This is a genomic window from Streptomyces soli, from assembly GCF_003999195.1.
Taxonomy (GTDB): Bacteria; Actinomycetota; Actinomycetes; order Streptomycetales; family Streptomycetaceae; genus Actinacidiphila; species Actinacidiphila soli.
Genome location: NZ_RJVR01000258.1, coordinates 23,813 through 34,098 on the forward strand (window position 1 = coordinate 23,813; position 10,286 = coordinate 34,098).

General features: G+C 74.3%; 10 protein-coding genes and 3 pseudogenes. 4 read left to right on the forward strand and 9 right to left on the reverse strand.

Going from position 1 to position 10,286, the window contains the following annotated elements; all coding sequences use genetic code 11:
* Positions 1 to 50 precede the first annotated feature (50 nt).
* The 5 genes and pseudogenes from EFK10_RS26695 to EFK10_RS26715 form a co-directional block, all read right to left on the reverse strand.
* Positions 51 to 615, reverse strand: a pseudogene (locus EFK10_RS26695) (ABC transporter ATP-binding protein); the annotation flags it as partial.
* A 16-nt stretch (positions 616 to 631) separates the two neighbouring features.
* On the reverse strand, positions 632 to 1,261 hold the full coding sequence (locus EFK10_RS52265) for a 4'-phosphopantetheinyl transferase family protein (RefSeq protein WP_127358262.1): 630 nt from the start codon (positions 1,259 to 1,261) through the stop codon (positions 632 to 634).
* A gap of 217 nt (positions 1,262 to 1,478) precedes the next feature.
* Positions 1,479 to 1,667: pseudogene (locus tag EFK10_RS26705) on the reverse strand (L,D-transpeptidase family protein); the annotation flags it as partial.
* A complete protein-coding gene (locus EFK10_RS26710) occupies positions 1,631 to 2,104 on the reverse strand; it encodes an Ig-like domain-containing protein (RefSeq protein WP_127358212.1) in 474 nt (157 codons plus the stop codon). The gene EFK10_RS26710 and the pseudogene EFK10_RS26705, both read right to left, overlap by 37 nt.
* On the reverse strand, positions 2,101 to 3,513 hold the full coding sequence (locus EFK10_RS26715) for a glycosyltransferase family 87 protein (RefSeq protein WP_240677476.1): 1,413 nt from the start codon (positions 3,511 to 3,513) through the stop codon (positions 2,101 to 2,103). The genes EFK10_RS26710 and EFK10_RS26715 overlap by 4 nt, the downstream gene beginning before the upstream one ends.
* Positions 3,514 to 3,730: 217 nt before the next feature.
* Between EFK10_RS26715 and EFK10_RS26720 the strand changes: the two are divergent.
* Positions 3,731 to 3,949: pseudogene (locus EFK10_RS26720) on the forward strand (GNAT family N-acetyltransferase); the annotation flags it as partial.
* A 52-nt stretch (positions 3,950 to 4,001) separates the two neighbouring features.
* Here EFK10_RS26720 and EFK10_RS26725 read toward each other — a convergent pair.
* The 3 genes from EFK10_RS26725 to EFK10_RS26735 are packed head-to-tail and all read right to left on the reverse strand — an operon-like array spanning position 4,002 to position 5,931.
* A complete protein-coding gene (locus tag EFK10_RS26725; protein WP_127358215.1) occupies positions 4,002 to 4,655 on the reverse strand; it encodes a methyltransferase domain-containing protein in 654 nt (217 codons plus the stop codon).
* Complete coding sequence (locus EFK10_RS26730) at positions 4,652 to 5,272, reverse strand: TIGR04282 family arsenosugar biosynthesis glycosyltransferase (RefSeq protein WP_127358263.1); 621 nt, start codon at positions 5,270 to 5,272, stop codon at positions 4,652 to 4,654. The genes EFK10_RS26725 and EFK10_RS26730 overlap by 4 nt, the downstream gene beginning before the upstream one ends.
* On the reverse strand, positions 5,269 to 5,931 hold the full coding sequence (locus tag EFK10_RS26735; RefSeq protein WP_164836154.1) for a glycosyltransferase family 2 protein: 663 nt from the start codon (positions 5,929 to 5,931) through the stop codon (positions 5,269 to 5,271). Before EFK10_RS26735 ends, EFK10_RS26730 begins: the two co-directional genes overlap by 4 nt.
* A 145-nt stretch (positions 5,932 to 6,076) precedes the next feature.
* Between EFK10_RS26735 and EFK10_RS26740 the strand changes: the two genes are divergently transcribed.
* Genes EFK10_RS26740 through EFK10_RS26750 form a run of 3 tightly spaced genes read left to right on the forward strand, consistent with a single transcriptional unit; the run spans position 6,077 to position 9,276 of the window.
* On the forward strand, positions 6,077 to 6,847 hold the full coding sequence (locus EFK10_RS26740; RefSeq protein WP_127358217.1) for a response regulator transcription factor: 771 nt from the start codon (positions 6,077 to 6,079) through the stop codon (positions 6,845 to 6,847).
* On the forward strand, positions 6,840 to 7,949 hold the full coding sequence (locus EFK10_RS26745) for a sensor histidine kinase (RefSeq protein WP_127358218.1): 1,110 nt from the start codon (positions 6,840 to 6,842) through the stop codon (positions 7,947 to 7,949). The genes EFK10_RS26740 and EFK10_RS26745 overlap by 8 nt, the downstream gene beginning before the upstream one ends.
* Positions 7,950 to 7,992: 43 nt before the next feature.
* Positions 7,993 to 9,276 (forward strand): GNAT family N-acetyltransferase, encoded by a 1,284-nt coding sequence (locus EFK10_RS26750; protein ID WP_127358219.1) that lies wholly within the window; start codon positions 7,993 to 7,995, stop codon positions 9,274 to 9,276.
* Between the two features lie 10 nt (positions 9,277 to 9,286).
* Here EFK10_RS26750 and EFK10_RS26755 read toward each other — a convergent pair whose 3' ends face one another.
* Positions 9,287 to 10,270: an NAD-dependent epimerase/dehydratase family protein gene (locus EFK10_RS26755; protein ID WP_127358220.1), complete on the reverse strand. Its 984-nt coding sequence runs from the start codon at positions 10,268 to 10,270 to the stop codon at positions 9,287 to 9,289.
* Positions 10,271 to 10,286: the final 16 nt, after the last annotated feature.

Below are 10,286 nucleotides of genomic sequence, written 5' to 3' on the forward strand. Positions count from 1 at the left end.
ACCGCTCGCCAACCGGAGACCCCTCCGCTAGTCAAGTAGATCACACCGGCTCACCGGGCCTTGGCCGCCCGGATGTGACCGTACGCATGGGTGCGCAGCTCGGCGAAGCGCGGCAGGGAGCGGGTGACGATCTGGTCGCGGTCGTCCGGAAGGTCCACGCGGAGGTCCTCCTGTACGACGGTGGGCGCCGAGGAGAGGACGATGACGCACTGGGCGAGGTACACAGCCTCGTCGATGTCGTGGGTGACCAGGACCGTGGTGATGCCGAGAGCCGCCACCACAGGGCGAGGAGCAGGTCCTCCAGGTCGGCGCGGGTCTGGGCGTCGACGGCGGCGAACGGTTCGTCCATGAGCAGGACTTGGGGTTCGTACGCGATCGCGCGGGCGATGGCGACGCGCTGCTGCATGCCGCCGGAGAGCTGCCAGGGGTGGGCGGAACCGGCGTCGGCGAGGCCGACGGAGGCGAGGGCGGAGCTGACGAGCAGGTCGCGGCGCGCGGGCGGGACGCGCTTTTCGCAGAAGGGAGTTCGACGTTCTGGCGGACGGTCATCCAGGGGAAGAGGCTGCGGCCGTACTCCTGGCAGACGACGGCCATGCCGGGCGGCGGCCATGGGACCAGCGGCTCGCCGCGATCAAACGGCTGGCGGAAACCGCAGAGCGCGCGGAGCCGTAGCCACCGCCACCGCCGCCCTGTACCCCACCGGCACCGCGAGGTCGCCGATGCTCCACCCCGGCACCGGATACGGAACCGGCCCCGCCCCGACCCTGCTGCGGTGCGGATTGTCCCCGAGCCCCGCCCCCGTGCCCTTCAGATACGCCTCCTTGCGCGCCCAGCACCGCCCGAAGGCCCTGCCCCGCTCGCCCCTCGCCAAGGCGTCCAGCTCGGCCCGCTCATCGGGGTGCAGTATCACGTCGCCCAACTCCTCGACGATCTCCGGCCCCGGCTCCTCCTCCACATCCACGCCCACCGGCCGCCCCGCGAAGGCCAGCAACACCAGTCCCCCACTGTGCGACAGCGAGAAATGCAGCCCCTCCGCCCCCACCACCGCCGGCCGCCCATGCGGCCCCCCGCACACCGGGCACTCCTCGCGCCCGATCACCACATCCCCCGGGGCCTCCCCCAGATAGGCCCCCAACAGCCTCCGCAGCACCACATGCGCGGCCCCGTACACATCTCGGTCGCCGTCCCGCACGAACCCCTCGTACCGCGCCCTCTCCCCCGCGTCCAGCACCTCCAGCCCTCCGGCCGCCACATGCTCCATCGCATGCACCAGCCACACCTCCGGCGCTTCCCCCGCCACCCCCGGCCGAACAAGCCCCTCCGGCAACGGACCAGGGCCCAGGACTCTCACGCACGGGCTCCTTCAGCTGTCAGGCCGCCGACAAGTACGGCCCGATCCTGCCAGAATTCGGCGCCCAAGGGCGCTCTGTCCGGCACCTCATCCGCACAAAGATTCGAACGCGGCGCCGGCGCCCTCGTCAGTGCAGGGCGCTCCCGGCCTGCCAGTCGGCCCAGCTGACGTTCCAGTCACCGTAGCCGTTGTTGACGGGGACGGTGGCGGTGGAGTGGAGGACGGTGACGACGTCGCCGACGCCGACGTGGTTGTAGAACCACTTGGCGTCGGCGGTGCTCAGGCCGATGCAGCCGTGACTGCCGTTGATGTGGCCGAACTTGCCCTGGTTCCAGGGGGCGGCGTGGGCGTAGGTGCCGGAGGGGGTGAGTTGGACGTCCCATTTGACTTACCGCCGCTGGCGGTGCCGCTGGCGGTGACGGTGTAAGTGACGCCGGGTGCGAGGCGGTCGGCGGAGGTCCAGGTGGCCTTGTCGCCGGAGAGGGTGCCGCGCAGCTTGCCGGGGCCCGGGGCGGTGACCTCGACGGCGGTGAGGGTGCCGGAGGTGACGCGGACGGTGACCTTGCGGTTCACGGCGACGGCCCGGCCGCCGGAGGCGGGGCTGACGGTGATGGTGGCGGCGGCGGGCGACTTACTCGAGCCGCCCGATCCGCCGGAGCCGCCCGAGCCACTGCAGGCAGCGGTGAGGGTGAGGAGGAGGGCGGATATGACGGCTGTCGCGGCAAGGACGGTGGCACGGGGCTCACGCTTCATACGGGGAGGTCCTCCCTCGGCGATTCGCGCTTGTGTACGTACAGACGCGGGCCGCCGCCCTTCCGGCTCCAGGTTCGGCGAATGAGCGTCCCACCGAGTACGACTAGCCCGGCAGCGCCATACGAAACGCTCTGCTGGACACCGCCCACGTAAAGAGCCGCCCCGGCGGCCGGAATCGCAAGCCACTCCCAGCGGCCGTCGAGCGCGACGAGGGCGACCACGAGCAACGCGTACCAGGGGTAGGCCGGTGAAGTGAGCAGCAGCGCGGTGCCGGTGACCAGCAGTGCGCCGCGCCAGGGCCGGGCGCAGTCGCCGCGGCGCCAGACGTACAGCGCGGTGGCGGCGATCAGCAGGACAACGGCGGGGCCGGCCGTCCGGCCGGGCAGGAGGAGGCGGAGCAGCGCGAAGCGGCGTACGTCGCCCGACGCGTAGCCCTCCTCGTGCAGATAGCCGGGCAGGTAGCCGAGGACGCCGGCGCCGGAGGCCAGGACGTACGGCAGATACGCGAGCCCGACGGCGAGGGCGGCTCCCAGGACGACGCGGGCGGTCCTGCCGGGGCCCGGTCTGCCGGACAGCGCGCCGGGCAGGGCGAGTACGGGCAGCAGCTTGACGGCGATGGCGCCCCCGAGCCACACGCCGCGGCGGGCGCCGGGCCGGCCGGTGCCAAGGGCGAGGACGGTGAGCAGCACGCCGAGCGTGTCGATGTGCGCGTTGTTGACCGCGTCGAAGGGCACCGCCGGGCACCACGCCCACAGCGCGGCACCGCGCGGATCGCCACCGCGCCGCCGCAGTACGGCGAGCAGCGCGAGGGTGGTCCCAGTGGCCAGGAGGGCGCCGCCGATCTGCGCCGGCTTGTGGCGGGCTCCGGCGGGGCTCACCTCGTGGACGGCGAGGAACCAGCCCTCGGCGACGGGCGGGTAAATGGTGTGCACGGTGGGCCGGTTGATGAGGGTGCAGAGGCTGTCGCCGACCTGGTGCGACTGCCAGTCGTCGCAGACGGTGCCCTGGGGGAAGAGCCAGCCGTCGCGCAACGCCGCCAACTCGGGCGCGGCGGGCGGATAAGCGTACGGGGAGATCCCGGCGGCCTGCACGCGGCCGTCCCACGCGTAGCGGTACATGTCGTCGCTGGTCCGGGGCGGTGCCACCAGTGCCGCGACGGCGATCGCGGCGCCGCCCACCAGGACCAGGACGGTCGCCGCCCGGACCGGGACCTTGCGCACGGTCCAGGCCGCGGCCCCGAAGAGCGCCCAGGCGGCCGCGTACCAGAGCAGCGGGCGGCCGTGGTTGTCATCGGCACGCACGCCGCCGAGGCGGAGAGTGGCGGCGACGACGGCGGTGAGCGCGGCGAGGAGGGCGGCGGTGACGATGGCTCGGGCGACGGTTCTCGCCGCTGCGATACGGATTCCCACGCCGTCCACCGTCGCAGCCGGAGGCGGCCAGGGGGATCTTGCGGGGCCGTCCGTCCGCATTCCGTAAGGCGGCGGCGGTCCCTTTCCGGGCCTGGTCGGGGGTGTGATGGAGACATGCGATCCAACCTCCCCCGCCGCCTCCCCAGGCCTCCGCTTCCGGTCTTCAAGGGGCGGCCGCACGACCCGCGTACGGCTGAGGCTCTGGACAGACCCGGTAAGGCTCTGGACAGACCCGGCATTCCGGGGCCGGGGCATCGCGTCCGCTCTGGTCAGCGTCGCGATTGCGCATTGCGCGGAAGGCGGAGTCAGCACCGTCCGGCTGTCGGTGTGGAAGCGGCGGCAGGTGCCATTGCCCTGTAACGAGCGGCTTGGTTTCACTGTCACCGAGTCGTGGGACGAGCGGGATGAACTGGTGTGCATGGAGCGCGCCGCGTAAGTGCCTTGTCGGCGCGGGCCTTCTCCACGGCACTCGGGATCGCCGGACAGTTCTAGCGCCGCAGTTCCGCGAAGCGCCGCCCCTCGACGGCCCATTCGCCGGCCACCGCCCACCTCGTGCCGGCCGCCGCGACCCGCAGGGCCGTAAGGCCGAGGCGGGCCCAGGGGAAGTCGCGGCCGTGGTGGCCGAGGGCGTCCTCGACGCGGACGGTGAGGCGTTCGTCGACGTCGTACGGGGCGGCCTCGGCCAGCAGGGAGCCGCCGGGAGCGACGAGTTCGCGTACCCGGGTGAGCAGGGCGCGCGGGTCGCCGCCGATGCCGATGTTGCCGTCGACGAGCAGGGCTGTGGCCCACCGCCCTTCCGCCGGGAGCCGGTCGAAGACGGAGCGGCGCAGCACCGCGCCCCCGGCGCCGCGCGTGCGGGCGACGGCGGCGGGGCTGACGTCGACGCCGAGCGCGGGCAGCCCGTATGCCGCAAGGGCTGCGACCAGCCGCCCGGGACCGCAGCCGATGTCCAGCACGGGGCCCCGGCAGCGGCGCAGCAGTGCGGCGTCGGCGGCATCGGGCGCGGCGCACCAGCGCTCGACCTCCAGCGGGAGCAGCCAGCCGTCTGAGCGGCGCAGGAAGAGCGGGCCGCGGCCGGTGCGCAGGGCGAGGGCGTAGGGGTCGTCGACCCAGGGCTCGGGCTCGGCGGTAGTGGCGGTCACCGGACGGCCACCCCGAGGGCCCGCGCGAAGCGGGTGCCGGGGGCGAGCGCGGCGACCTCGGCAGCATCGGCGGCGGTGTCCACGTCACGCAGCGGCGCCAGGTCGCGCACCCGGAGCCCAGCGTCGGTCAGCCTGCGCCGCTGGACCGCGCCCGTCGTGGGCGTCGACATGGGCACGCCCCGCACCAGCTCCGGGTCGGGCTCCGCGAAGCCGAGCGCCCAGAAGCCGCCGTCGGCCGCCGGGCCGAAGTACGCGTCGCAGTGCCGCCAGGCGTCCGCCGCCAGCGCCGGGGCGAGGAGCGCCGGGGTGAGCTGCGGGGTGTCCATCCCGACCAGCAGGGCCGGCCCGTCGCACCCGGCGAAGGCTGCGGCGAGCCGTTCGTCCAGGCCGCCCGGCACCTGCGGTACGACGTCGAAGCCGGCCGGCAGCCACGGCCCCGGCGCCCCTTCCAGGACCAGGACCCGGCGCCGGGCCGGGGCGCGCAGGACGGCGTCGAGCGTGTCGGCGAGGGCGGCCTCGGCCAGCGCGGCGGCCTCTTCCGGGCTGTACGGCGGCGTGAGCCGGGTCTTGGCCCGGCCGGGCACCGGCTCCTTGGCGATGACGACGAGGGTGGTCATCGCACGCCGCACGCCGGTTCCGCCAGCACAGCCCGCATGTCCCGTACCGCGTGCCATGTCCCCCGCCATGTGCCGGTGACCTTGGAGCGTCCCGTACGCGGGTGGTAGGGCACGTCCGTCTCCCGTACCCGCCAGCCCGCGTCGGCGGCCCGGACCAGCATCTGCAGGGGGTAGCCGGAGCGGCGGTCGGCCAGGCCGAGGGCGAGCAGCGGTTCGCGGCGGGCGGCGCGCATGGGGCCGAGGTCGCGCAGCCGCAGTCCCGTACGGCGGCGGATGAGGCGGGTCAGCTCCAGATTGGCCAGGCGGGCGTGCGGCGGCCAGGCGCCCCGGCCGACGGGCCGCCGGCGGCCGAGTACGAGGTCGGCGGAGCCTTCCAGTACCGGGCCGGCGACGGAGGGCAGCAGCCCGGGGTCGAGCGAGGCGTCGCAGTCGCAGAAGCAGACCACATCGGCTGTCGCAGCGCTCAGCCCGGCGTGGCAGGCGGCGCCGAAGCCGCGCCGGGGCTCCCGCACCACGTAGGCGCCCAGGGATGCGGCGAGCTCGGCGGAGCCGTCCGTGGAGCCGTTGTCGACGACGATCGCGCGCCAGCCGGGCGGGATCCGGTCCAGCACCCAGGGCAGCGCGGCCGCCTCGTCGAGGCAGGGCAGCACGACATCCACAACACAAGGAGAGTCCGTCACGCCTCTGACAGTACGAACGGGAATCGGAACATTCAGGACCCCGGCTCCTTACGAAACAAGGACGTCCCCCGCCCGGCCCCCTTCCGGGGATCCGGCGACCCGCCGCCGGTGCGAGACTCAAAGCGTGACCACCGCCCCCCACGCCACCGCCCCGGAAGCCTCCCTCCGCCGGATCCTCGTCGTGGACGACGACCCGACCGTCGCCGAGGTCGTCGCCGGCTATCTCGCCCGTGCCGGCTTCGCCGTGGACCGGGCCTCCGACGGCCCCGCGGCAGTGGCGCGCGCGATGGCCGTACGGCCCGATCTGGTCGTCCTCGACCTGATGCTGCCGGGGCTGGACGGGCTGGAGGTGTGCCGCCGGATCCGGGAGGAGCAGGGCCAGGTGCCGGTGGTGATGCTGACGGCGCGGGGGGACGAGGACGACCGGATCCTGGGCCTGGAGGTCGGCGCGGACGACTACGTCACCAAGCCGTTCAGCCCCCGCGAGCTCGTCCTGCGCGTGGAGTCCGTGCTGCGCCGGGCGGGCGCGGCGACGGCTCCGGTCCCCGCCGGGCTGCCATGGCTGCGGGCGGGGTCGATCGCCCTCGACCCTGTGGCCCGGCGCGCCACCCGCGCCGGCAGCGAACTCGCCCTCACCATCCGCGAGTTCGACCTGCTCGCCTTCTTTCTGCGGCACCCGGGCCGAGTGGTCGGCCGCCAGGAACTGATGCACCGGGTGTGGGGCTGGGAGTTCGGCGACCTGTCCACCGTGACCGTCCATGTGCGGCGGCTGCGCGAGAAGGTCGAGGACGACCCGGCGCGGCCCCGGTTGATCAGCACCGTATGGGGCGTCGGCTACCGCTGCGACCTGCCCGCCGACGGGGCCGACCGGCAAGGGGAGGGCGGCGATGCATGACCTGCTCCTCATCGCGGCCTACGCGGCCCTCGGCGCGGCCGCGGCCGGTGTCCTCGGCTCGATCGCGCTGCGCCTGTTGCGGCACCGCTCGGTCGCCCTGTCACTCGCCGTCGTCGCGTCCGTCACGGTCGGCGCGATGCTTGCCGGGACGCTGTCGGTGGCGTGGGCGATGTTCCTGTCCTCGCACGACCTCGGCGTGGTCACGACGGTGTGCGCCATAGCTGCCGTCGTCTCCCTCGTCATAGCGCTGATCCTCGGCCGCAGTGTCGTCGCGGGCAGTCGCGCCCTGGCCGCCGCGACCCGCGCCTTCGGCAACGGCGACGGCTTCGCCCCGCCCGACGCGGCCCCCACCGCCGAACTCGCCGAGCTCGGCCGCGAACTGGCCGCCACCAGCGCCAGGCTCGCCGCCTCGCGGGAGCGCGAACGGGCCCTCGAAGCCTCCCGGCGCGAGCTGGTGGCCTGGATCTCGCACGATCTGCGCACGCCGCTCGCCGGTCTGCGCGCGATGGCCGAGGCCCTGGAGGACGGCGTCGCCGACGACCCCCCGCGCTACCACGCCCGGATCCTCGCGGAGGTGGAACGGCTCAGCGAGATGGTCGGCGACCTCTTCGAACTCTCCCGCATCCAGGCGGGTGTCCTCTCCCTCGCGCCGACCCGCATGTCCGCGTACGACCTCGTTGGCGACGCCATCGCCGGTGCGGACCCGCTGGCGCGGGAGCACGGCGTACGGCTGGTCGGCGACGGCGTCGAGGCCGTGCCGGTCGAGGTCGACGGCCGCGAAATGACCCGGGTTTTGGCAAATCTGCTCGTCAACGCCATCCACCGCACCCCGGCCGACGGCACCGTCGCCGTGGCCGCGCACCGCCTCGACAACTCGGTCGTCCTGTCCGTCACCGACGGCTGCGGCGGCATCCCCGCCGAAGACCTCCCCCGCGTCTTCGACACCGGCTGGCGCGGCACCGACGCCCGCACCCCGCCCGCCGGCGCCGGGCTGGGCCTCGCCATCGTGCGCGGCATCGTCGAAGCCCACGCCGGCCGCGCGGCGGTACGCAATGTTCCGGGCGGCTGCCGATTCGAGGTCGTCCTGCCCGCAGCAGGCTGAATCCGGGTGCGCCGGAGCCGGTGGGCGCCGTAGCGTGCACCGCATGGGTATCGAGCCGAGCGCTGAGCACGGGGACCGGCATCAGGACCTCATCGTCCGGGTGGTCCGTGAGGACGACATCGAAGAGTGGGGCCGGGCCGTACAGGCCGGCTTCCTGGCCCCGTTCCAGAAGGACGACATGGGCTGGCGGAGGCGGACCTTCGAGCCCGGCCGCTGGTTCGGCGCCTATGACGGGGCCCGCTGCGTCGGAACGTTCCGCGGTATCCCCTTCGCGCTCACGGTGCCGGGCGGCGCGACGCTCGCCGCCGACGGGATCGCCAGCGTGACGGTGACGGCAACGCACCGCAGGCGCGGCCTGCTGACCCGGATGATGGCGCTGGACCTGGCGACCGCGCACGCGCGCGGGGAGGCCGTGGCGATCCTGATGGCCGCCGAGTACGCCATCTACGGCCGCTACGGCTTCGGCCCGGCCGTCCGGAAGGCCGGGTACGAGATCGGGTTCTCCTCCTCCGGCGGTCTGCGTCCGGGCGTCGGCATCGGCGGCACGGGCCGTATCGAACTCGCGACGATGGAGGAGCTGCGCAAGATCGGGCCGGAGTTGCACGAGCGCCACCGCCTGACGCAGCCCGGCGCGATCAGCCGCCCCGCGTGGTGGTGGCAGTGGTACACCGGCGAGATCGCCAGGCCGGGGGCGTCGCCCTTCAAGGAACCGTTCGCCGCGCTGCACCGGGCGGCCGACGGAGAGGTGACCGGGCTGCTGGCCTACCGGGTCGAGAGCGGCTGGAGCGACGGCCGCCCGGACTGCACGCTCACCGTCGTCGACCACATGGCCACCGACCGCGAGGCCGCCGAGGCGCTGTGGCGGTACGCCTTCTCGGTGGACTGGGTGCGCAAGGTCGTCGTCGACAACATCGCGCCCGACGATCCGCTGCCGCTGCTGCTCAACAACCCCCGGGCGGCCCGGCCGACCGTCGAATCCATCGACTCCCTCTGGCTGCGCGTCCTCGATGTGCCGGCCGCCTTCGGCACTCGTACGTACCGGGTGCCCGGCCGCACCGTCCTGGAGGTCGCCGACCCGGCGGGCTATGCGGCCGGGCGCTGGGCCGTCGAGGCCGCCGCCGACGGCACCGGCAGGGCCACCCGCACCGAGGACCCGGCCGACCTGGCGATGGACGCCGGCGCCCTGGGCTCGCTCTACCTCGGAGGCGAGTCGGTCCCGCGCCTCACCGCCGCCGGGCTGGTCCGCGAACTGCGCCCCGACGCCGCCCTGGAGGCCGATCTGCTGCTGCGCAGCGCTGTCGCGCCGTGGTGCCCGGACGACTTCTAGGCCGGAGCGTTCACAGCTCGGCGATGCCGTTCTCGAAGCGGACTGCAGGTTTCCAGCCGAGCTCGTCCCGCAGCCGCTGCGAGGAGGCGGTGATGTGCCGGACGTCGCCGAGCCGGTACTCGCCGGTGACGACCGGCGCCGGCCCGCCGCAGGCCGCGGCGAGCGAACCCGCCAGCTCGCCCACGGTGCGCGGCTCGCCGCTGCCGACGTTGTACGCGCGCAGCTCTCCCGGCGCGGTCCCGTCGGCACCGAGCGCGGCGAGGTTCGCCGCGGCGACATCCCGTACGTGGACGAAGTCGCGCCGCTGGCCGCCGTCCTCGAAGACCCGGGGCGCCTCGCTCCTGGCCAGCGCGGAACGGAAGAGGGCGGCGACGCCTGCGTACGGCGTGTCGCGGGGCATGCCCGGGCCGTAGACATTGTGGTACCTCAACGAGACCGCCCTCCCCTGGACGGCCCGGGCCCAGGCGGCGACCAGGTGTTCCTGGGCGAGTTTGGTGGCGGCGTAGACATTGCGCGGGTCGGCCGGGGCGTCCTCGCCGACGAGGCCGGGGCTGAGCGGCTCCCCGCACAGCGTGCACGGCGGCTCGAACCGCCCGGCGTCAAGGTCGGCGACCCGCCGAGGCCCGGGGCGTACGGTGCCGTGCCACTCGCAGTCGTAGCGCCCCTCGCCGTAGATGACCATCGACCCGGCGAGCACCAGCCGCCGCACGCCGCTCGCGGCCATCGCGGCAAGCAGCACTGCCGTGCCGAGGTCGTTGCGGCTGACGTACTCGGGCGCGTCGGCGAAGTCCTTGCCGAGGCCGACCATCGCGGCCTGGTGGCAGACCGCGTCGACGCCGCGCAGCGCCTCGTCGACGGCCGCGCGGTCGCGTACGTCGGCGTGCGGCCCGGGGCCGTTGGCGTCGAGGACGCGGACGCCGTGGCCGGCTTCGGTCAGGGCGATGACGATGTGGGAGCCGATGAAACCGGCCCCTCCGGTGACGAGTACCAGCATGCGGCCGACCGTAGGT